16 protein-coding genes are annotated in these 23,961 nt (G+C 52.8%); all 16 read left to right on the forward strand.

Annotated features, from left to right (window positions below; genetic code table 11):
- Positions 1–13: 13 nt before the first annotated feature.
- The 16 genes from HF324_RS20740 (at position 14) to HF324_RS20815 (ending at position 23,950) form a co-directional block, all read left to right on the forward strand.
- Entirely contained in the window at positions 14–1,009 is a 996-nt protein-coding gene (locus HF324_RS20740; protein WP_220100789.1) for a c-type cytochrome, read from the forward strand.
- 278 nt (positions 1,010–1,287) lie between these two features.
- Positions 1,288–1,557, forward strand: a complete 270-nt coding sequence (locus HF324_RS20745) for a PAAR domain-containing protein (protein ID WP_078671508.1) — start codon at positions 1,288–1,290, stop codon at positions 1,555–1,557.
- 278 nt (positions 1,558–1,835) lie between these two features.
- Positions 1,836–2,378, forward strand: coding sequence for a Pvc16 family protein (locus HF324_RS20750; RefSeq protein ID WP_168860717.1), 543 nt, complete (start codon positions 1,836–1,838; stop codon positions 2,376–2,378).
- Positions 2,379–2,387: 9 nt separating this feature from the next.
- The gene (locus tag HF324_RS20755) at positions 2,388–2,942 is read left to right on the forward strand and encodes a hypothetical protein (protein WP_168804314.1); all 555 of its coding nucleotides are present in this window, start codon (positions 2,388–2,390) and stop codon (positions 2,940–2,942) included.
- Between the two features lie 35 nt (positions 2,943–2,977).
- Positions 2,978–4,897: a phage tail sheath C-terminal domain-containing protein gene (locus tag HF324_RS20760; protein ID WP_168860718.1), complete on the forward strand. Its 1,920-nt coding sequence runs from the start codon at positions 2,978–2,980 to the stop codon at positions 4,895–4,897.
- 31 nt (positions 4,898–4,928) lie between these two features.
- Positions 4,929–5,360 carry a phage tail protein gene (locus HF324_RS20765; protein WP_078671504.1) on the forward strand — a complete coding sequence of 144 codons (432 nt, stop codon included), beginning with the start codon at positions 4,929–4,931 and terminating at the stop codon, positions 5,358–5,360.
- A 34-nt stretch (positions 5,361–5,394) separates the two neighbouring features.
- The gene (locus HF324_RS20770; protein WP_168804316.1) at positions 5,395–5,838 is read left to right on the forward strand and encodes a phage tail protein; all 444 of its coding nucleotides are present in this window, start codon (positions 5,395–5,397) and stop codon (positions 5,836–5,838) included.
- Between the two features lie 11 nt (positions 5,839–5,849).
- The gene (locus HF324_RS20775; protein WP_168804317.1) at positions 5,850–6,044 is read left to right on the forward strand and encodes a DUF5908 family protein; all 195 of its coding nucleotides are present in this window, start codon (positions 5,850–5,852) and stop codon (positions 6,042–6,044) included.
- Between the two features lie 23 nt (positions 6,045–6,067).
- On the forward strand, positions 6,068–6,754 hold the full coding sequence (locus HF324_RS20780; RefSeq protein WP_168804318.1) for a CIS tube protein: 687 nt from the start codon (positions 6,068–6,070) through the stop codon (positions 6,752–6,754).
- On the forward strand, positions 6,744–8,468 hold the full coding sequence (gene vgrG / locus HF324_RS20785) for a type VI secretion system tip protein VgrG (protein WP_168804319.1): 1,725 nt from the start codon (positions 6,744–6,746) through the stop codon (positions 8,466–8,468). The genes HF324_RS20780 and vgrG overlap by 11 nt, the downstream gene beginning before the upstream one ends.
- Before the next feature lie 7 nt (positions 8,469–8,475).
- Complete coding sequence (locus HF324_RS20790) at positions 8,476–8,922, forward strand: GPW/gp25 family protein (protein WP_168860719.1); 447 nt, start codon at positions 8,476–8,478, stop codon at positions 8,920–8,922.
- A gap of 9 nt (positions 8,923–8,931) precedes the next feature.
- Positions 8,932–12,462: a baseplate J/gp47 family protein gene (locus tag HF324_RS20795; RefSeq protein WP_168860720.1), complete on the forward strand. Its 3,531-nt coding sequence runs from the start codon at positions 8,932–8,934 to the stop codon at positions 12,460–12,462.
- Between the two features lie 18 nt (positions 12,463–12,480).
- Positions 12,481–15,738: a baseplate wedge protein gene (locus HF324_RS20800; RefSeq protein WP_168859585.1), complete on the forward strand. Its 3,258-nt coding sequence runs from the start codon at positions 12,481–12,483 to the stop codon at positions 15,736–15,738.
- Between the two features lie 55 nt (positions 15,739–15,793).
- Complete coding sequence (locus tag HF324_RS20805; protein ID WP_168860721.1) at positions 15,794–19,048, forward strand: hypothetical protein; 3,255 nt, start codon at positions 15,794–15,796, stop codon at positions 19,046–19,048.
- A 156-nt stretch (positions 19,049–19,204) separates the two neighbouring features.
- Positions 19,205–20,635: a contractile injection system tape measure protein gene (locus HF324_RS20810; protein ID WP_168860722.1), complete on the forward strand. Its 1,431-nt coding sequence runs from the start codon at positions 19,205–19,207 to the stop codon at positions 20,633–20,635.
- A gap of 18 nt (positions 20,636–20,653) precedes the next feature.
- Positions 20,654–23,950 carry an eCIS core domain-containing protein gene (locus tag HF324_RS20815; RefSeq protein ID WP_168860723.1) on the forward strand — a complete coding sequence of 1,099 codons (3,297 nt, stop codon included), beginning with the start codon at positions 20,654–20,656 and terminating at the stop codon, positions 23,948–23,950.
- Positions 23,951–23,961: the final 11 nt, after the last annotated feature.

Consider the following 23,961-nt stretch of genomic DNA (forward strand, 5'->3'; position numbering starts at 1 on the left):
AAAGCTTTTGATTATGACGACAATGCAATACATCCGTACCGGTTGTTTTCTGGCGGCAGCTGCTGCTGTGATGGTCTGGTCCTGCAATACCGGCAGCAGCGCCAAAGCGCCGGCGGACACTGTCGCTGACGCGCCCGCGCTGTTGAAGGCAGATACCAGTGCTATTCCCAACGACCCATACGGTGAGCTGGTCCGCTATGGCCGTGCGCTGATGCTGAACACCGCGTATTATATCGGTCCGGACGGCGTCAATGGCCGCTACCTGGGCAACAAAATGAACTGCACCAACTGTCACCAGGATGCAGGCACAAAAGCCTTTTCGTTTAACCTGATGACATCCCATCAGCAATACCCGCAGTACCGTGCGCGGGAGGGCAGGGTGCTGACACTGGCCGAGCGTATCAACAACTGTGTAACGCGCCCGCATAATGGTAAACCGTTGCCGCTGGATAGTAAAGAGATGGTCGCTTTTCTGTCGTATCTCCGTTGGATCAATAGTTTTGTGCCGAAGGACAAGCCGCACCAGGGCAGCCACAATCTGGCCGTGGAGCTGCCGGATGCCGCTGCAGATCCGGAGAAAGGAAGAACGTTATACCAGGAATACTGTGCCCGTTGTCATGGCAAAAACGGGGAAGGCCAGCTGGCCGGTGTTACCTACACTTATCCGCCGTTGTGGGGACCTCAGAGCTACCAGCCCGGCTCCAGCATGCACCGGGTGATCAAGCAGGCGCAATGGCTTAAAGCCAATATGCCATACGATAAAGCGACGTGGGACAAACCCTTCCTTACCGACGAAGAAGCGCTGGATATCGCCGCTTTCGTCAATAACGACAGTCTGCATGCCCGTCCCGATGTCAAAAACTATGATTATCCCCATGTTGCGGAAAAGGCGATCGACTATGACAAAGGCCCGTTCGCAGATACGTTTTCCGCGCGGCAGCACAAGTATGGCCCTTTCCGTCCGGTGATCAGTTATTGGGAACAGAAGGGCATGAAAGCATCTTATTGATAAGGATTCCTAATTAATAAAAACGCTATATCACCCCGTAAAGCTTCCCGTTCGCGGGAAGCTTTTTTTATTCCTGTTGAAAAATAATTTGGTTGTAAAAGAATTAATTTCTACCTTAATTGTCGGATTTCTACTATACTCTTTTTTCCTGGCAGCATTGTTATTGAACCTCAAAGATTAGTGAATACCCCAAATGTGCCAGGAGGAAGACCCGAGACCAGTATTTCAATTTGATTAAGACGAGCAGTTCAGAAGAGAAGTAATTTCATTGTTGCTTTATGTCATTTCCAGCGGCGACTATTGGGGATCTTCATGTATGTTCACATGGAGGAGGACCTGTCCTTGGCCCGGGATGCCCGACCGTATTAATTGGCGGCAAACCTGCGGCGGTTATAGGAGACAGTTGTGTTTGTCCTATAGCACCTGATGCCATCATTACCGGATCTGCCACAGTGTTGATAGGTGGTAAGCCGGCAGCGCGATTAAGCGATAGTACAGCTCACGGAGGTGCCGTAACAACAGGTGCCATGAATGTCCTGATTGGCTGATTTCACAGACGACCACATTCCCTTTTGATCATTATCTGTATAGCAGATAATGAAACGGAACGGGTCTGCCTTTTCCCTACGCTGGTGGTTTGCCTTCGGCAGATGACCAACCGGGAGTGGATTGTTTTTTCTTTTTGTTGGTGGTTTGCCTTCGGCAGATGACCGACCGGGAGCGGATTGTTTTTTCTTTTTGTTGGTGGTTTGCCTTCGGCAGATGACCGACCGGGAGCGGATTGCTATTGCTTTTCCCCATAAAGGATACAGTTTAAAATATACGTATGCTGACCGAAATACTGACTATTATCAGAGATAGCCTGACGCCGCAATTTGCGGGCGGAGACTTCGACCTGGGCAACATCGCCAGTCCGGGCAATGCTGCGCCGTCCGTTCTACTCACACTGGTGAACCTGAAAGAAGAACCCTCCTTAAAAAACACGGCTTACTCCCGCGTGAACAACGCCACCCTGAAAACAGAGTATTTCAACCCCTATGTATTCCTGAATGCCTACATCCTTTTCAGCTCGCGGAAAAGCACCTACAAGGATGCCGTTTCAGACATCGGGAAAATCATCCGTTTCATTCACGGACAAAACCAGTTTTCTACCAGTTACAACGGTACCGACTTCCGGGTGGTGCTGAACATGTACTCGCCGTCGTTCGAAGAAATGAACCACCTGTGGGCCATCCTCGGCGGCAAAGTATATCCCAGTATTATGTACGTGATGCGCGTGATTGAATTACATAACAGCAATGTGGTGACAGGTGACGGCGTGATCGAAACCATCACCGGGAAATTCAGTGTTATTGACCCTAAAAAGTGACTGTCTCTGATGGAAAACATTTCTGTAGCTTATCAGCATGTTTGCGAAATAGCCCTGTCACACCAGTATGTAACAGCCGCACAGCCCTCTATGCCGGTAGCCGAATGGATGCAGTGGTACCCCGACGATGACACCCTCCGGCAACTCGACGATAAAAAACTGGTCGTCCGCCCCTTTAACGGCGGCCTGCGGCTGGCCACAGCCGTCAAGGCCGACAAAGACCCGGTTTGTGATCTCAGCTATACAAACATCAGGATAGGGTTTACATTTATTCCGGTCGTTGCAGCGCATACCAAACTGGACGCTCACTTCCTCGTGGGCACGAAAGAAGGAAGATATGTATTCGGTAACGCCGTGGCCAAAGCCAACGGCAGCACCTATCCTGACATTTCCAAACAAACCGTCACCGTGGCCGCCCCCACCGACAACGAAAGGCTCTTCGGCTACATCGAGATCAATATCATCCGCGGCCCCGGCAACTACGACCTGCTGGACCCCGGTGGTAAACTCAAATATCAGAAAGGGACGCCTAACAGCAAATTCACCCTGCTATTCGAACAATAAACTTTTTATAACCATCACATCTTAAACCCCATCACATGCTCAATTTAACTGCCATCAAAACACCCGGCGTTTATATAGACGAAGTGCCCAAGTTTCCGCCTTCCATTGCAGCGGTGGAAACAGCCATCCCGGCATTTATCGGGTATACGGAAAAAGCAGACATGCTGAGCCCCGGCGACCTGCTCAATACACCGACCCGCATCGGCTCCATCGCCGATTACCAGCTGTATTTCGGCGGCGCCGCCAAACCTGTTGTCACCGAAGTACAACTCGACCTCAACAACCAGTTCTCCAGCGCCAAAGTTGACTACCAGTGGTTCCTCTATGATTCCCTGCGGCTGTTCTACGCCAACGGCGGAGGCGACTGCTACATCGTGTCCGTAGGCCTTTACACGGCCGGCGCACCGGTACAAAACGATATCCAGAAAGGCATCGACGCCCTCGTTAAATACGATGAACCTACCATCCTCCTCTTCCCCGACGCCGCCACCCTCGCCGGCACCGCCCTCTACGACCTCCAGGTGTCTGCACTGAAACAGTGCGACGAACTGAAAGACCGCGTAGGCCTTTTCGACCTCAAAAGAAACGATGTCCAGGGCACCGAATTCCGCGATAAAATAGGTATCAACAACCTCAAATACGGGATGGCCTACACGCCGTGGGTACAGGTGGCGCTCGACAAAAACATCCTGTACGCCGATATGGTCGGCAAAATCAAAAAAGCCGGCGTGCTCATCGCCTCCCTCAAAAACTTTACGCCCGATACCAATGTGCAAAAAGTCATCGATGACCTGGACAACCTCGCGGCCGACAGCAAAAAAATCAGGCAGGAATTCACCACGCTCCTCGGCACAGACAGCCTGGACAGCCTCTTCAATAAAAAGGTCAACAAGTTCGTCCTCAGCGGCGCCGCCGCCGACCTGCAGGATGTTTTTAAATACCTGCTCGACATCGCCAACACCGTCAACACCCTCGACACTGCCGCCACGCTTAAAAATGCGGACATGGTGACGAATCTGAAAAATACAGTGATCGCGCTCAAAGACCGCTACACCAACCTGATCAACTACCAGGCTGATCTGAAAGCGCTTCCCACCGCCGGATACACCACGCAAACTTTTTCCGGCACCGCTACCGCCAACTGGGGCGGCGTACTGGGCGCCGCAGGCACCGCCAACAACGTGCTCACCGGTCCCACAGAAAAAGCAAAAATGCTCAGTGTCATCCCGCTGGTGCAAAATGAATTCTACGCCATCCAAAGCACCATACAGGCCGGCATCCTCGACGCCGCCTCCATCCTGGAGAAAGCGAAAAACGATGCCCTCGCCGCCGGGTTCCCACTGTTCAAAAGCATCATCGCCGGTATCAACAACACCAGCATGGCACTGCCTCCCAGCGGATCCATCGCCGGCATATACGCACAGGTGGACAACGCCCGGGGCGTATGGAAAGCACCGGCCAACGTCAGCATCCTCGGCACACCGGACTTCATCTACTCCAACAGTGAACTCAATCAGCTCAACGTGGACGTAGTTTCCGGCAAGTCCATCAACGCCATCCGCGCGTTCACCGGCAAAGGCACCCTCGTATACGGCGCCCGTACCCTCGCCGGCAACGACAACGAATGGCGCTATGTCAGCGTCAGACGCTTCTTCAACATGGTGGAAGAAAGCACCAAAAAGGCCACCCTGCAGTTTGTGTTCGAACCTAACGATGCCAATACCTGGGTAAGGGTGCAGGCCATGATCGAGAATTTCCTGCTCACCCTCTGGCGCCAGGGAGCCCTGCAAGGCGCTACACCCGACAAGGCATTTTATGTGGCTGTAGGTCTCGGCAAAACCATGACCGCCCAGGACATCCTCAACGGCTTCATGATCGTCGAAATAGGTATGGCCGCTGTAAGGCCCGCGGAATTTATCATCCTGCGCTTCTCCCATATCCTGCCACAGGCTTAATCCATCTTTTCACCAATAAAACCTAATCAAAATGGCTGAATATCCAATTCCTAAATTTCATTTTGAAGTCAAATGGGGAGATACCACCATCGGCTTCACAGAAGTAACAGGCCTCGACAGACAGGTGGATGTCATCGAATACCGCGAAGGACAAAGCAAAGACTATAACAAGGTGAAAATGCCGGGCCTGCAGAAAAGCAGCAACATCACCATGAAACGCGGCACCTTCCCCAATAAAACCGAATACTTCGACTGGTTCAAGGAAGTCAACAACCTCGGCAAAATAGAACGGCGCACCATCACCATCAAACTGCTGAATGAAGTGCATCAGCCGGTATTCACCTGGTCCGTGCTCAACGCCTTCCCGGTGAAAGTACAGGCCAGCGACCTGAAAGCAGATGCCAACGAAGTGGCGGTAGAAACAATAGAAATCGCACACGAAGGCATCAGCCTGGTCAAATAACCAAATTTAAAAATCCATAAATATCAAAATTTTTATGCCTGGTTACTACCCGCCGGTAGGGTTCCACTTCAAAGTGGAATTTACCGGCCTCGGCAAAAGTGATAACGACACCCGCTTCCAGGCCGTCACCGGTCTCACGGTGGAATATGAAACCGAAACGGTCAAGGAAGGCGGCGAAAACAGGTTTGAACATACCCTGCCGGTCAGGACAAAATACCCCGACCTCACCCTCAAAAGGGGCATGCTGCTGACAGACTCGAAAATATTCGAATGGTGCATGAAAGCTTTTCAGGACAGGGAATTCACCCCTTCAGACATCGTCATCACCCTGCTCAACAACGAGCATGAGCCGATCCGTACCTGGAACATTTCGCAGGCCTGGCCTAAAAAATGGTCCATTACGGAACTGAACGCAGAAACCAGTTCCATCGTAGTCGAAAGCCTGGACCTCCGGTACCGGTTTTTTACTGTCAGTTAAAAAATACTGCTATGCCCATCCAGATAAGGGAACTACATATCCGGGTGGTGGTCAACGCCGCCGAAAGCCCGCCAGGCAGCACCCCTAACACCGGTGGCGGCAATCAGCCACCACCGGCAGACAAGGCAGATGCCGACAAAGACCTGATCATCGCCGAATGCGTAGAGCAGGTAATGGCGGTGCTGCGTGACAAACTGGAAAAATAACCCCGTCTAAAAACAATAACCCCATGAGCGTTGATAAAGGAAAACTGGAGAAAGTAAAGATCATCGCATACAAAAAACCTGAAATGGACGACGCGTCCAAAACAGGAGACTTCGATGCGTTCATCAACCCCGAAAGCTACCAGTTAAACTACAAAATCGAATACGCCGAAGGACAGGGACAAGGCACCAGCGGCAAACAACAGAAGTTCAAAGCCATCGCACCCGACGAACTGGCGCTCGAACTGCTGTTCGACTCCACCGGCATCGCCGATGAACAGCCCCGCGCCGATATATGGGACGATATCAAAAAGTTCAAAAAACTGCTGACAGACTATGAAGGGGATGCGCACGAGCCACGGCACTTCCGCGTAATATGGGGGCCCATGGCCTTTGCAGGCAGGCTCACCTCCCTTAACATCAACTTCAAACTGTTCAAACCCGATGGCCGCCCCATCCGCGCGCTGGCCAAGGTAACGTTCAAAAGCAGCATCGACGACAAAAAACGCGTGGCCAAAGAAGATCCGCTGTCACCGGACCTGACGCACCAGCGCACCGTGGCCAACGGCGATCATCTGTCACTCATGAGCTTCCGCCAGTACGAAGACCCGGCATATTACTTTCAACTGGCCCGCGCCAACAACCTCACCAATTTCAGGAAACTGACACCTGGTACCGTTATTAACTTTTTACCACTGGAAGATGCCCGATAACCGCGACATACAAACCAACGGAACACCCTCTGTGACCACCGTCACCGTCCTCTCCGGCGGCCAGGAAGTGCCACGCTCCTACCCGATCGCCTCGGTGATGGTCAACAAGGAAGTGAACCGCATCCCCGCCGCCACGCTGATTTACCAGGACGGAGAAGCCTCGAAACAAACATTCGCCCTTTCCGACACCGACCTCTTTATTCCGGGTAAAGAAATAGAAATCAAAACCGGCTACGGCGGTAAAGACGAAACCATCTTCAAAGGCGTGGTAATACGCAACAGCATCAAAGTGCGCAAAAACATCTCCCTCCTCACCATCGAATGCAGGGACAAAGTATTTGCCGCCTCTGTCACCCCGCAGGAGAAATACTACAAAGACCAGAAAGACAAAGAGATCATGGAAGATATCCTCTCTGCCTGGGATATGCAGAAAACCGTGGATGCCACCAGCTATAAACATCCCGGACTGGTACAGTACCATCTGAGCGACTGGGACTTCCTGGTGGAAAGAGCCACCGCCAACGGCCTGCTGGTGGTAATAGACGATGGGAAAGCCACCATCAAGGCGCCGGACTTGCAACAGCAACCGGTGGAAACAGTCCAGTACGGCTCTTCCCTGCTGGAACTGGACCTGGAAATGGATGCACGCACCCAGCCGCCGGGACTTAAAAGTTATCTGTGGGACTATTCCGGTCAACAGCTCACCTCCGTGGAAGCAAAAGAACCCTCCGGCAACCTGGGTGGCAACATCAACGGGAAAGACCTTGCTGCCAGCATCAAAACCAAAGACACGGAACTGAAATTCAATAACAGGATCAACAGCGCGGAACTGCAGCCTGCCGCCGACGGACTGCTGCAACATGCCCGGCTGTCACGGATCACCGGCCGCGCCAACTTCCAGGGCACGCCGAAAATAAAACCCGGTAACATCGTGGCGCTCAAAGGCGTGGGTAAACGCTTTGAAGGCAACGCCTTCGTCTCCGGCGTCCGCCACCAGATCGTGAAAGGCAACTGGACCACCGATATACAAATCGGCTTTCAGCAACCGGTCCCCCCCGGCGTACAAGCCGCAGCATCCCGCATCACAGCATTACAGGTGGGCATCGTTACACAACTGGAAAATGATCCGGAAGGAGAAGACCGTATTAAAGTCACCCTCCCTTTCATCAACAGTAAAGAAGAAGGAGTATGGGCCCGCGTCAGTACGCTCGATGCCGGCAAAGAAAGGGGCGCTTTTTTCCGGCCGGAGAAAAACGATGAAGTGCTCGTCAGCTTCATCGACGGCGACCCCAACTACCCTGTGGTACTCGGAGGGCTGAACAGCAGCGCATTACCCGCGCCGCTGAAAGCCGCCGACGCCAACGACGAAAAAGGATTTGTCACCCGCAGCAAAATGAAAATGATTTTCAACGACCAGAAAAAAAGCTTCCAGCTCGATACCCCCGCAGGAAAGAAATTCCTGGTATCGGAAGATGCAGATGTGCTGCAACTCGAAGATGAACATGGTAATAAAATCACGATGAACAGCAGCGGCATCAGTATAGAAAGCCCCAAAGACATCACCATCAAAGCTACCGGCGCCATGACCGTCGAGGGAAAAACAGCCGACGTAAAAGCCACGATGGGTTTTAAAGCCGATGGCGGCGGTGGTTGCGAACTGGCGGCCGGCAACGGTATGACAAGCGTCAAAGGAGGACTGGTAAAAATAAACTGATAACCCCATGGATAACAACAGCTTTCTGGGCAGAGGCTGGAGCTTCCCGCCCGCCTTCAATAAATACGGCACCGTGGCCATGCTGAAAGATGTGGAAGACATCTACAGCAGCCTGCATATACTGCTCACCACCGCCACCGGCGAACGGATCATGCAGCCCCGCTACGGATGCGACATGCAGGAATTCGTATTTGAACCGATGGACACCGGGCAAAAAACACTGATGCTCGAAAAAGTGGAAACAGCCATCCTCTTCTACGAGCCCCGCATCAAACTGGAGAACCTCGAAATTGACGGCAGCAACGAATGGCAGGGCGTCGTGTATATCAAAATAGATTTTATCGTGAAAACATCCAATTCACGGTTTAACTATGTCTTCCCCTTCTATATCAAAGAAGGAACGGAAATACCGAACTTTTTATACACCGCCCCCAATATCACTGATACTTTGTAAACCACTATTATGTCACAGGATTGCCCGTTGGTATTGGACCCCTTATTTGTGCCGGGAAGCGGCACCTCTCAGCAGGACAGGCAGCTGCCTGCCCTCGACCCTGCCTATGCCCCGGTGGATGAACACAGCATCGCAGACCATCTCGTGTTCACCCAAAAACTGTCCGCTTTCCTGCTGTTCATCAACAACGACAACAACAGCGACGGCACCACCTGGGAGAGCTTCTTTAACAAAGACATCTCCACCCAGCTTTCGCTGATCGTTACCCAGCAGACCAGCGACTTCGCCGATACCCTCAAAAAATTCCTGCTGCCCCTGCAGGAAGGCACCGCCACCCTTGCACAAGCCAAAAATTACTATGGTAAAATATTCAGCGCTCTCTTTTCCCTCGCCTGGCAGATAGAAAAAATGCGGGACCAGCTGCCGGATACCCTGCTGCTGAAAGCAGTGGTACAGTCACTGATCACCACCCGCCTCAAAGACCAGCTTAAAAAGTTGCTGGCCTACTACAATAAAGCGGTCACCGACGGGCTGATCAACCCTAACGCCAATATCTATACGACCATCTTCGGCGCCGCAACGGAAGATGCGGACATCGCGGCCGGACACAGCTATCCGGCCACCTGGAACAGCGCCATCACAGTAGATCCGGACATCTACAGCCCGGCCGTCACCAAAATCAAAAAGCTGTACTTCGCCGCCAACCACAATTTCTTCAAAAGCGCGATCGATGTCTTTATCAAAGCCATCGTTAAAATAACCGCCGCGGCAGCACAGGAGCTGCAGGACACCCTCGGCCGGTGGGACAGCCACGAACCGCATAATGCGCTGTTCCTGGCCTTCCTGAAACTGCTGCAGTTTTCCCGCACGCAGCTCAACGAGCTCACACAAAGGCATCTCGAACTCTACTACCAGGAGATCCTGCGCCTCCGGAAGAAACAACCCGTGCCCGACAAAGCGTTTATGACTTTTACCCTGGCCCGGTTCACGGAAGAACACCTGCTGCCCACAGGCACCCAACTGAAAGCGGGGAAATTCCCCGATGGCAGCGATGCCTTTTATGCCACCGACGTGGACCTGGCAATCAACACCGCCACCATCAGCGACATCCGCAGCGTATATGTTTGTCCCACAGAAGATGCAGACCCGGCCATTTCGAAAGACCGCGTATATGCGTCACCGCAGCCTGCCAGCAAAGACGGCGCAGGCCAGCCTTTCGACGAACCGCTGACGCCCTGGCATCCTTTCGCGGGAAAAACACTGGCAGACTATACCAAAGTACAACGGGTAAACATGCCGGCCGCCGCTATAGGGTTTGCTTTTGCCTCCCACTATCTCTTTCTGCGGGAAGGCAACCGTACCATCACCGTCAACGTCGCTACCAGCAGCCCTGTCACCAGCCTTAACGCAGCCGATTTTACCGCCGCCGTGACCACCGCCGCCGGCTGGACACCCGTTACCATCACCGGACTGGCGGCTGTGCCCACAGGCGGGTTCGTACTCACCTGCACCATGGCATCCACCCTCCCCGGCACCGTGCCTTTCAGTAAAACGGTTCACAAAGCGGCTTACGACACCAACGCCCCCGTACTGCGCATCCTGCTCAGTGACGACACCAGCAGGGCGTCCGCATGGGCAAAGCTGAAAAACACCGTCATCACCGGGTATACGCTCACTGTCAGCGTAGACAAAGTGAAAAATATCCACGTGCAGACAGACACCGGCGTCATGGACCCGTCCAAACCATTCCTGCCCTTCAGCGCAGTACCCGTACCCGGTGCCATGCTCCTGGTAGGCTGTGATGAGATCTTCCAGAAAAACAACGCGCGCGTGACGCCCATGTTCATGTGGAAACAAGACACAGAACACGATTTCGGCGATTCTCCGCAACTGTACATCCTGCGGCATAACGACGGATGGAAAATCATCCGCTACCCGCTCGATATCTTCGACGCAGACATCGACGGGATGCTGCACAATAAACCAAGAGAACATTTTTACATCGACGATAAAACCCAAATAGCACCGGTTTACAGTAACCTGAATACACCTTACTCTCCTGCCAGCGTCACCGGGTTCGTACGGTACAATCTTACCAACGACCTCGGTTACCAGACCAGCCTGGCCCAACGCATGAACTACCTCACCAGGGCCGCCAAGGGACTCAGTCTCTCCGGCGTGGCTACAGGGTTGTTTACACCGCCTACCCTGCAGGAGATATACCTGCAGTATGTAGCCGATACACAAACAGAAGCTACGCTCTTCCACGTATATCCGTTCGGAGAGAAAAAGACCGCTGTCGGTCAGCACCTGCTGCCGCAATTCCTCCACGACACTACCAGTAATACCCCCAGCCTGGCGGAATGCTATCTTGGCTTGCAGCACTTCACACCGCCCAGGCAGGTGACGCTGCTGTTCCAGATCGATGAAAGCACCGCCAACCCGCTGGTGAGCAAACCGGACCACCAGGTGAAGTGGCATTATCTCAAAGGCGATGAGTGGGTCCCGTTCAACAGTGCAGCGGTGGCGGATGGCACCGATAACCTCATCCGCAGCGGCATCATCGCCTTTAACATACCCCGCGACGCCAGCCTGGACCACCACCTCATGCCCGATCAGCAATACTGGCTGAAAGCCACCATCGCGGAGGCTGATGAGGCTGTCTGCAAAACCGTGTCTATCGTTACGCAGGCGGTATCCGCCACCTTTGTACCGGGCGCCGTACCCTCGCAAACGCTCGCCTCCCCTTTGCCCGCCGGCACCATTGCCAAACTGGCCACACCGCAACCGGAGATCAAAACGGTCATACAGCCGTTCTCCTCTTTCGGCGGCACGCCGCAGGAATCGGACACACAGTTTTATATCCGTTGCAGCGAACAGCTGCGGCACAAAGGACGCAGCGTCAACAAATGGGATTACGAACACCTGGTGTTACAGCAGTTTCCTAACCTCTACCGCGCCAGATGTATCCCGCATACCCGCTTCGAAAACGGCATCTACAACGAAATGGCGCCGGGGCATGTGACCGTGATAACGATCCCTTCGCTGCTGCAGCGCAACGGGATCGACCCGCTCCGCCCTTTCACCTACATGAGCGATCTGCAACAGGTGAAAGAATACCTGCTGAAACTGGTGTCTCCCTTTGTACGCCTGCACGTCTGCAATCCGGACTACGAACAGGTACGGGTGGAAGCCAAAGTGTGTTTCTTCCCGCAATACGACGAAACACTGTTTACCCACCAGCTGCAGGAAGAAATCACACGCTTCCTTGCACCATGGGCTTATACCGAAGGAGCAGACCTGCGGTTTGAAAACAGGATCACCAACGCGATGATCGTCAACTTCATGGAAAAAAGATACTATGTCGACTATGTGACAGACGTCAGGCTCTATCATGCCGGCATACTCAAAGATATTATCACGCCCGACCGGCAATCGGCCATCATTGTACCGGTAAAGGCGACCGATCACGTGATCACCCCCATCCCCGCCATGGCAGCCGCTACGGTTGACAACGGGGAAGACTGCGGGTGCGCATAAAGCACAAGTCATTGTATCATGGAAAAACAGCGCGTCATACTCCGCAACAGCAAACTGAAACCACCGGAAGACTTCAACTTCCTGCGGCAACAGGGCATGAACTACATCCGGCAGCTGGGCAGCCGGTTCTGGACAGACTATAATCTGCATGATCCCGGTATCACCACACTGGAACTGCTGTGTTTTGCCATCACCGACCTGGCCTACCGTACCGGCTTCCCGACGGCAGACATCTTCGCAGCCTACATGGATAAAAGCCAGCTGCATAAACAGGCTTTCTTCCCGGCACATGAGATCCTTACCATGAACCCGCTGACGGTCAACGACTACCGTAAGCTGATGATCGATCAGGAAGGTATCCACAATGCCTGGCTGGCGCCCCGGCACTGTAGCTGCGACGACGTCACCGCCACAGGAGCCACTGACGGGTGCGCGGAAGACTGCAACTGCGAAACGGAGATCTATGCCGATGAAAAAAACGGGCAGCTGACATATAAAAGTCATACCCCCGACGGAAAACAGGCTTTTGAAAAAGTAAATATCAAAGGGCTGTATGATGTGCAGATTGCGCTCGAAGACGACCCGGTATTCGGCGACATCAACGATGGCAGGGTGTACCAAACCCTCACCTATGGCAGCAGCCGCGCTACCATAGAGCTCCGCTTGCCCGCCTACGAGGAGATCCTCAAAAAATGGAATGACTGGAAAGACCTGATAGACAACACCATCACGGTCACCGGTGTAACGCTGAACAAAATGGTGGACAACAACGGAACGCCCGTTACGGACAGTAATCTGTCAAAAACCATGCAGAGCGCTATTTTCATCGATCTGCAACTGACGCTCAGCAACGCCGTGGCCATCACCTTCAGTAACGCCGTACTGAACATATACCTTTCCTTTTCCGACGCCCTCTTAACAGCAGATATTACCAGCGCCCTGCAACAGGTACCGGGCATCATCAGCACCTATAAAAACGGGCTGGAAAAAACCCATGCCCTGATCAACGCCACCCGGGCCAACCTCAACGCACACCGTAACCTGGACGAGGCTTTCTGCCATATCTCCCTGGTGCCCATGGAAGACGTCAGCATCTGCATGGACGCGGAACTGACGCCGGACGCGGATATTGAAAAAGTACAGGCGGAGATCATGGTGAAAATAGAACAATACCTGAACCCCAATATCCCGATATATTCACTGGCACAGCTGCTGAAGGAAGATACCGACATCACGGAAATATTCAACGGGCCAAGACTGCATAACGGGTTTATCAAAAATGAAGACCTGGACAAGGCGGACATCAAACAGGAGATACATGCATCTGACATGATCAATCTCATCATGGACATACCGGAGGTGGTAAGCATTACCAATTTCCTGATGACCAGCTACGACGACCGGGGAGAAGTGATCTATCATAGCCAGCCATGGACACTGCCGGTAACCCCGGGCCATCAGCCACGGCTATACGTACAACGCAGCAAATTTCTCTTTTATAAAAATGGGCTTCCCTTCCTCGCCGCCAGTGAAACGGAACTGAACAGCATCCTGCAGGAGCTGCGCAGCAGCGGCGAATACCTTAAAGCCACCGGTATCAACAACGAACTGGAAATACCTGCCGCTACCATCAGGAACATGGAAGACTACTACCCGGTACAGTACTCCTATCCGCTTACCTATGGCATCGGCGAATTTGGACTTTCAGACACCGAGCCCGCCCTGCGCAAGGCTCAGGCGCGGCAACTCAAAACTTATCTGCTGTTTTTCGAACAGTTGCTGGTCAACTATCTCGCACAACTGCAACATGCCGGCGATCTTTTCCTGGTAGACAGCAGCCAGCTACAGAGCTACTTTACGCACTGGCTGTCTGACAGCGATATCAAAGGTGTTACGGCGCTCTATAACGGCCTCACTGCGCCGGCGCTGCAAACCCTCACCGAGCCGGCCAATGGCGGACTGGCAAGGCGCAACCGTTTTCTTGACCACCTGCTGGCCCGGTTTGCAGAAAGTTTCGGCGAATATGCGCTGGCACGGTACAGCAGCATCCCGGCCGAACAGACCGCTATGCAGACAGCGCTGCTGCAACTAAAAACAGACTTCCTCAGCAACTATCCGGAAGCCAGTTACAACCGCGCCCGTGCCATCGATTATACTATTGCCGCTCCCTGTGCTCCAGGAAACATCGCGGGACTGCAACGGCGGCTCAATAGCCTGCTTAACATAGACGCCGCTACCAGCTTCGTTATCATAGAACATCTGTTACTGCGGCCACGCATACCCGGACAGGCATTGCTTCCCATTTGCCTGGATGGCAGCTGTCACACCTGCTACGATAATGATCCCTACTCTTTCCGGCTCACTTTCGTGATGCCGGGATGGCTGGAACAAAACATGAAGATCGATTACCGGCGGTATGCGGAGAAAACCATCCGCCAGGAGACGCCCGCCCACCTGCTGCCTAAGATATGCTGGGTAGACAACAAAGCCTGCGATGATACGCTGCTGTGTGACCTGACAGACCTGCTCTGGGGCCTGCAGGTACCGTTGCCCGCTACCAGGGACGAAGAGAAACTGCGTCCGCTGTGTCTCGTGGCCCAGGCGGCCATCGCCGCCATGAACAACGCCTACCGGCAGGCGCTGACCACCGGCAACAATGTATTCCCGGTAAAAGCGGAAGTCGAACAGTTTTTCGAAGAGAAGGTGAAAGACGGCATCGCCAGCGGGGTGACCGGCATCACACCGGCAGGGATAGCGACAGTAAAAATATGGATCGTGGACTACTGGCTGGCACATACCGACTGTTTCATCTTCACCCGGCTGGAACTGGCCTGGTGCGCCTGGCTGGCCGCCAACGCCAAACTCACCGCGAAAGACAATTATCTCGAAAATATACTGACAGACGCAATATTGAAGGCCAATCCCGGCAAACAACAACAGGATGTCTGTTCATGCGTGCACACCCTGATGGAGCAATATGGAGAAGCCATCCGCCTGTGGGTAGTGTCGCAATTGGCCGGAGGGCTGCAAAAGGCCGCCTTCGATACGATGATCAACACCATGGCGCCGGTCTGCAATGGGATCATCACCACGCCTGTCAACACTGTTTTCACCACCTTTTATGATACGGACAAAATACAGCTGCTGCAAACACATGCCACGCTGCTACAGGTGATGTCGGCACTGAAAAGCATCTACCCGCCGGCTACGCTGCATGACTGCGAAGACGGCAATGATGTGAACCCCGTCCGGCTTGGCGCTACCGCCATCGGATAAAACCGGCAGAACAGGATAAAGCTATTATTAAATCAAAGAAGTCATTATCATCATTATGATACCTTCCATCCAAAAGTACCCTCAGTTTGAGGCGAACCAGATACTCACCAACGAACAGCTGAACCTGTTGTTCGGGTACAATGATGAACAAACCCGGCTGACCAGAAGCCATCTGATCGGCATCGGTATCATTTGCGGACTGGACGTCATTACCGCGGCAGATGGTAAATCCGTGACCATTACCAAAGGGGTGGGCGTTACCTCGGCCGGGTATCTTGTTGTACAGGAGACGGACCTGGTATATGCCGCCTCCCAGAACTATGTCCTCCCCAAAGAGGTAGCTTATCCTGTGCTGCAAAATAATGCAGGCGCCAATCTGTACCCGCTGTGGCAGCTGCTGCCGCAGATCCCCATCAGCAACCCCGACCCCTCCGCCAGGAATCTTGACATTCCTTTCCTGCAGGATAAAGTAGTAATGCTGTTCGTGGAGCTGAATAAAACCGGCAACAAAAACTGCCTGCCTAATTCCTGCGATGATAAAGGTTCCACCGTGGGCGTCACCATACAACCACTGCTGATACGCAAAAGCGATGCGGATAAAATCAAGGCGGTCATCCCCGGATACCCCAACCTGGCCGCGTTGCCGGACATCCGGATGCCCCGCTTTGACGTTGCTAAAACAGCACTCAATACAACGCCGGACGTGATCAAGGCCTACAAGATCATACTGACCAAAGCCTTTATCGACAAGGTGCTGGCCAATCTGAAGAAACTGTCAGACACGTTCGCTTTCCTCAACAGCAATGCCACAGCGCTGGGCAACCTGATTCAGAACAACACGATTTTCAGTTATGACAACGACAGCACCATTAAACTGCCGGTAGAATATTACTATCAATATTATTTTGATTTTGTCAGCGACCTGGTAGATACCTACAACGAGATAAAGAACAGATCCGGCGCGGTACTGGCTACCTGCTGCCCCGACCCTGCCTGGTTTCCGCGGCATCTGTTTTTAAAGGAAGCTGTGAACCCGCCATCACCCAGCGCTTACCGCCATTATTTTCTGCCTTCCCCGGCAGTGGCGCGGGAAGGACAACGTACGGAAGAAATTGTGCTGCTGCTGAACCGGCTTTATATGATGCTGCTGACGTTCCCTAAAATCGCGGCGCCTACCATCATCGCTGGTGGCGGCGTCAGCAACAGCGACCTGCGGGTGACACCCAGCTATCTCGGCAGCGCCTTGTCAGGCAAGGCCATCCCCCACTATTACAGTGAGGACAAACAGAGCAACAACCGGCAACTGTTTGAATACTGGAACTACCGTCTCACCAAAGCCGGCAAAGCCAACCAAAATTTATCCTACCGCGCCATCGAATACCCCGCCACGGAAGACTTTGTAAAAAATCCGTTGCGGTATGACATAGAGCCGTATAACTTTTTCCGGATAGAAGGTCATGTGGGCAAGCATTACAAATCCGTGGTCAACTACCTGCAGGGCATCGTCAATAATAACCGGTTGCCCTTTGATATTGTGGCCGTTAAAACCGGCAACAAGCCGGATGCCCTGACCGGCAATACTTTCGAGGCACAGTTTGCCGATCTTGAAAGCGCGTTCCTGCTGATACAGGCCGACATCATTTGTAAAGGCGGTACGCATCCCACCATCGAAGCGTTCAAAAAACTGACCAAACTGTCGCAGCTCAACGATCCGGTGCCCCCCAACAATCAGACGATGCTGGTGATGCTGAAAGCGCTGACCATCGGCGGTATCCCCTGCGACGTGTCAGAGCTGGTGAAGCTGCTGGATATCTACAGCAACCGGATGACGAAGCTGCAGCAGCAGTTCTTGCTCAGCAATTACGCAGAAAAACATGCAGGGCTGCAACATAAAGCCGGCGTACCCACCGGCGGCACGTTTGTGATCGTGTACCACGGCGAAGTGGTTACCACCTCGCAACCCGGAAAGTACTTTGGCGACCTTATTTATCTCGATGCCGTCACTAATAAATACAAGCTGGATGAACAGGCGTTTAAGTTCTATCAGCCGGATGCAGGCACGGCGTCCGTGATCAGCACGCTGCTGGGGCAGGTAGACGCCAACGACCCGCAGGCCGGGGAGTTCATAGAAAAAACGTTTCAGCCGATGCTGGGCAAATACAAAGCGGGCGCGCGGAGGCCTCCGTTTGGAAGAGGTGCCGTTGCAGGCTTCGCTACCGGCGTGCCAGTAAGCATCAGCGAAGGTATCGTGTTTGCGGACTTCTATCTGCCCTATCAATGCTGTGGCGATGGCACTACCGTCCAGTATACGATCAACGAAAGCACGCAACCACTGGGTGTGGACATCACCGGCTCGGAATGTAAGGATGGACAGCAGGTGGTACACTTCCTCGTCACCGGCGGCACACCTCCCTATAAAGCCAATAATAACAGTGTCAACAGCCGGTTTGACCTGCAGTTCGGCAGTAACCAGCCAGGGACCGTTGTGGTCACCGACAGCAAAGGGGGCAGCGTAACAGTACAGGTGCCCGCTAAAACCTGCGAACCGCCCTGCGACCTTCCGTGCAAGGGGCTCGTCACCCGCTGCCTGTATCCGGTGTGGATGGTGCTGCCGGAACAAAAGGTTTTCCCTGCCAAACTGATACGCCTGGAAGTCGCCTACCTCACCATCACCGATGAAAACGGCATGATACTGATGGATGAACAGTTCGTTAAAGATATCACCGACTACCTCCAGCAAACCGGTGGCATTAAAAACGCGAACTATCATGATTTCATGAAAGCGGTAACAGAGATCATTAACAAGCGGATAGACAAAGTGGCCAAAGGAAGCCTGAAAATCGAATATGTGGTGAAAGACGCCAAACTCAGCGGACAGTTCATGATCACTTCCTTCCCTTGTCAGTCGTTTGACTTGCGGATACGTATGGACATCGATGGGTACTATTACGATTACCGATATACGAAAACAGGAGTCGATGCGCAACTGGCCATCCGTAATCAAAACAGCTACCAGACAAGGATGCCTAAATACGGGTGTAGTATTGACGACCAGTGCAAAGGAGTTAATATCCAGAAGCCCTGCACCAATGATTCATTGGAAATCAAGCGGGAAACCGACACCTTCTATTTTGTGACAGGCGATTATAAAGCCATCTACTGGATCGCTGAAGGTGGAATACCCGGCTTCGGCACAGGGTCTGAATTCCACCTGGACAGCGTAGACCTGCTGCCTGAAAAAATCAGGGCCATCGCCATTGACAAAAACGGCTGCTGGGCATATGCGGAATTCCTGGTAAAGAGGGCATGACCAGACGTAGCGATCCGGCGTGACCCGACGCGAATCCGGCAAGCGGCAATAAACAGGGACCAACGGGAGCTAAACCAATACTCCGGTAACTTCATGATCGAACGGCGAAAACCATCAAATAACTAAATAACCAAATGACTAAATAACCAAATCGATATGCATCTCATTCAAAAACAGCTGGTGGAGGTGACCTTCAACGGTCCGGAATCACAGGCGCTGCTGCTGCAGCGCGAGGTGGCTGCCCTGTGTGAAAATGAGCTGCTGCCGGCGCTCGAAAAAGTGCTGGCGCCCTATGATTTTTTAGAAGATGATCTGATTTTTGATTATCTTAGTATCAGCGTTGAAGACCTGCGGTCCAACAATCTCCGGCAGCGTTTTACAGACGCTGTAGCGCAACAGCTGAAAGCAACGCTTGCGCAAAAGATACCACCCGCTTCCCGGGAAGTATCTGCTACTCCCTTCGACGTAATAAGGATAGAAAATAGAGAAAGAAGAGAAGCACAAAGTGCCAATCATCGGAATGTTGAGCAAATACTCTTCCATTTTCTCCTGCATGGCGTGTATCCCTGGTGGGTATCGCCGGACAGGGTCACAGAATGGAAGGGTATTATGCTCAACATTTTTTCTGCCTCCTCCCCACAGTCTATCCGGCTATTGCATATACTACGTACCTCGTCCGTGGCCCGTGAACGGCTGACAATACAGTTCTTCCCTGCCTGGCAGCAACAACTGCTGCAACAGATAGCGCCGGACGTATACGCAGCTACGGTGTCGGCGATGGCCACCTTACAACAATATGTTCCTGACATACGGTCTATAACGGAAACAGCTATACGCCAGTGGCAACTGGAAACGGTGCTGCAGGAATCTGCGCCACCGCCGGCCGAAAAATTGCTGGCCAGTGCGTTAACCCGGTTGCTGCCGGTCACACTGCCGCAGCTTCATGCGCTGGTGAAGGCACACCTCCCCGACCCGCTGCAGGCCCGGCTACAGGAGTCACTGGAGCAACAGGCAGGCGTTTCCCCCAAAGAAAAAACAAATACAGGCACCCTTCAGGAGGAAGAGCATATTGCTTCCCTCTCCGACGGATATTATATACACAATGCCGGGCTGATACTGCTGTCACCTTTTATCAGCCGCTTTCTGCAATATTGCGGCGCTGCTGATGAAAAAAAACTGTTGCGTCCCGGTTATGCCGCCGCCCTGCTGGAATGGCTGGCGACGGGCCGGACAGACATCGGAGAAGAAGAAATGGTGCTGAACAAAATACTCTGTGGCATCCCACTGGCACAAACCATCGAAAGAGTGACTACCATAGACCCGGCCCACCAGGAAGAAGCTATCAGCCTGCTCACCACGGTGATCAGCAACTGGCCTTCGCTGAAAAATACCAGCCCTGAAGGACTGCAGGCCAGTTTCCTGCGCAGGCCTGGTAAACTGTCGGTCCGTGAGAACGATGACAACTGGCTGCTGCAGGTAGAGCGGGAAAGCTACGATGAATGGCTCCTGCCCGACATTCCCTGGGGCTATAACATGATTCTGCTGCCTTATACCCCGCATAAAATGATCTGGGTGGAATGGATATAACCGATTAAACCAAAAAGAATGAAAGCAGGTGCAGATGCGGCCCCCAAAACGTCTGCCGCACAAAAGGCTCCCAAAAGCGCGCCTTCATTAAAAAATGAAGAGAAGCCCTTTTTTGCGCCTGCTATGCCGCCGGTACAAACCAAGCTGAAAGTCGGCTCGCCCAATGACCCCGCCGAAAAAGAAGCAGACAGCATGGCGGATAAAGTGATGCGTATGCCCGCGGCAACGACGGCTGCCAAAGTATCAGCAGGGAAAAAGGTCCAGACAAAAAAAGAAGAAGGTAAGCTCCAGGCCAAACATAAAGACCCTCAAAAAGTACAGGCCCAAGCACAGGAAGGGTCAAAAATCCAGGCCAAACAGGAAGAAAAAGTACAAAAAAAGGAAGAGCAGCAAATACAAAAGAAAGCGGAACAGCAAGTACAAAAAAAAGAAGACACGATTGTTCAGCGCAAAGGAGAAGGTACGCCTGTTACCACCACCAACGAAATCGGCGAGGGCATCCGGCAACAGAGCGCCGGCGGCTTCACCCTCTCCGACGATACGCGCAGTTTCATGGAGAGCCGGTTCAACGCCGACTTCAGCAATGTACGCATACATACCGGGCCGGAATCAGCGCAACTCAATAACCAGCTTGGCGCCAAAGCCTTCACCTATCAGAACCATATCTTCTTCAACAACAACCAGTATCAGCCCGAAGCGCCGGCAGGCAAACAGCTGCTCGCCCATGAGCTGACGCATACCATACAACAGGGACAGAGCGTGCAACGCAGTGCAGCCGCACAGCCGGCAGGGCCTATGGCCACAGCCATGGCGCCGCAGATACAACGTTTCCTCGGCATAGACATCCCCTCCTGGCAGGATGTGCTCGACTGGCTCGCGGAAAAAGCCTATCACATCCCCGGCTACCGCATGTTCACCATCGTGATCGGCGTCAACCCTATCAACGGTGAATCGGCCGACCGCAGCGCTGCCAATATCCTGCGCGCCATCGTGGAATTCCTGCCGGGCGGACACCTGATCACCGAAGCGCTGGATAAGTACAACGTCTTCGAAAAAGCCGGCAGCTGGGTAGAACAGCAGCTGAAACGTTTCTCCGGCCTGATGGGCGAAGTCAAGTCCGCCGTCAGCCAGTTCATGGACGACCTGGACTTCCTCGATATCATCCTCCATCCGGTACGTACCTGGGAAAGAGCCGTGGCCATCTTCACCAAACCGGTGAACGATATCATCGACTTTATCAAAAGCATCTTCCAGGCTATTATGCAGTTCATCCGCGATGCAGTACTGAGACCGCTCGGTGAACTGGCCGCCAAAGCGCCCGGATTTGACCTGCTCTGCGCTGTGCTGGGCTTCAATCCCATTACCGGCGAAACAGTGCCCCGCAATGCCGACACCCTCATCGGCGGCTTCATGAAAATGATCGGACGGCAGGACATCTGGGAGAACATAAAAAAAGGCAACGCCATACAGAAAGCTTTCGCCTGGTTCCAGAATGCGATGAAAGGACTGGTAACACTGGTCACCAGCTTCCCGGCACAGTTCATCGCCATGCTGAAGTCGCTCGAAGTGATGGACTTCATCGTGCTGCCCAACCTGTTCAAAAAAGTATTCGGCGTATTCGGCAACTTCGCCACCGCCTTCTTCAACTGGGCCCTCAATACCATCTTCGACCTGCTGGAAATTATCTTCTCCGTAGTAGCCCCGGGCGCAATGCCTTACCTGGCCAAAGCCCGCAGCGCTTTCCGCAGCATCCTGGAAAAACCGATGGTGTTCGTAAGGCATCTGATGAATGCGGTCAAGAAAGGATTCAATCAATTCAAGGACCGCATCGGCTCCTGGTTCAAAAAAGCGATCATTGGCTGGCTGCTCGGCTCCCTGGCAGGCGCCAATATCTATATCCCGCAGTCCTTTGCACCCAAAGAGCTGCTGAAACTGGGCCTCTCCGTATTCGGCCTCACCTGGCAGAACCTGCGCGTGAAACTGGTGAAAGCCCTCGGGGAAACAGCCGTGGCTGCCCTGGAAACCGGCTTCGACATCCTGAAAACACTGGTCACCGAAGGCCCTGCTGCCGCATGGGACAAAATACAGGACAAAATAGAAGAGCTGAAAGCACAGTTCTTCCAGGAAGTCACCATGTATGTAACGGTGACAGTCGTACAGAAAGCCATTACCAAACTGCTCTCCAGCCTCAATCCTGTCGGCGCTTTCATACAAGCCATCATCGCAATCTATGACACCATCATGTTCGTGATCCAGAAGATCCGGCAGATCGCACAGGTGGGTCTGGCGGTGGTGAACAGCATCGTGGAAATTGCCAGCGGCAATATCGGCAAAGCTGCCAACGCAGTGGAAAACGTACTGGGCGGTCTGCTTAAGCTGGCGATCAGTTTCCTCGCCAATTTCCTCGGCCTGGGCAAGATAGCCGACAAAATAGTGGAGATCATCAAAAAATTGCGCGCGCCGGTAGACAAAGCCATGGACAAACTGGTGGACTGGATCGTGACCAACGGCAAAAAACTGCTGGGAAAAATTGCACAGACCGGCGTGCCCAAAGATCCACAGGAAAGACTGAAAGCCGGCATGCAGAAAGCAGTCGCCGCTACCAACCGTTTTGCAGGTAAAAAAGTAGGCAAACCGGTACTGGACGCTCTTTTTACAGCCATCAAAATAAGATACGGATTCCAGTCCCTCGAAGCGGTAAGCGAAGGTGATAAATGGTCTGTCAAAGGTATTGTCAATCCTTACCTCGTATTACCTACCGGAGTATATAAAATATCCGGCAAACGGCCCGACGGCGTCACTACGCTTCCTGTTAAATCCTTTACCTTTAACATGAAAACCGTTACCGCGAAAAACACTTATACGCCTAAAGAACTAAAAGCGGGGCTGAAACACCATCAAAGTTATCTGAACAGCCTGACAGTGAGGGACTGGCAAGCCAATATCAACGCTTATAGCTCTACTTCAGAGCAAACCAAACGGAAATTAAGGGATACTTTTCGTGAGCATATGATAGAAAAAGAAGCCCTGAAGCTGTTCCATATGAAGAAGTATACCAATATGGATGACGCCCGGGCGGAAGCCATCAAAACATTCAAAGGCACCCACGCATCTCATAGCGCTGATTATGTGTCCGGCGGTGACGTAAATGTGTTTGATGACATGGAAGCGGGAAAAGTGAACAGTTATATCGGCTCTTTATGGGGACAACTAAAAGCAGATCAAATCGCCTATTCTGCCACGCTCAACTCCATGAGCGCTGACGAAAAATCGACGACGTATATGAACTTCCAGCTTATTGCAGTAATTACTTAATCAGCTATGTT

Origin of the sequence: Chitinophaga oryzae (assembly GCF_012516375.2) — a bacterium.
GTDB classification, from domain to species: domain Bacteria; phylum Bacteroidota; class Bacteroidia; order Chitinophagales; family Chitinophagaceae; genus Chitinophaga; species Chitinophaga oryzae.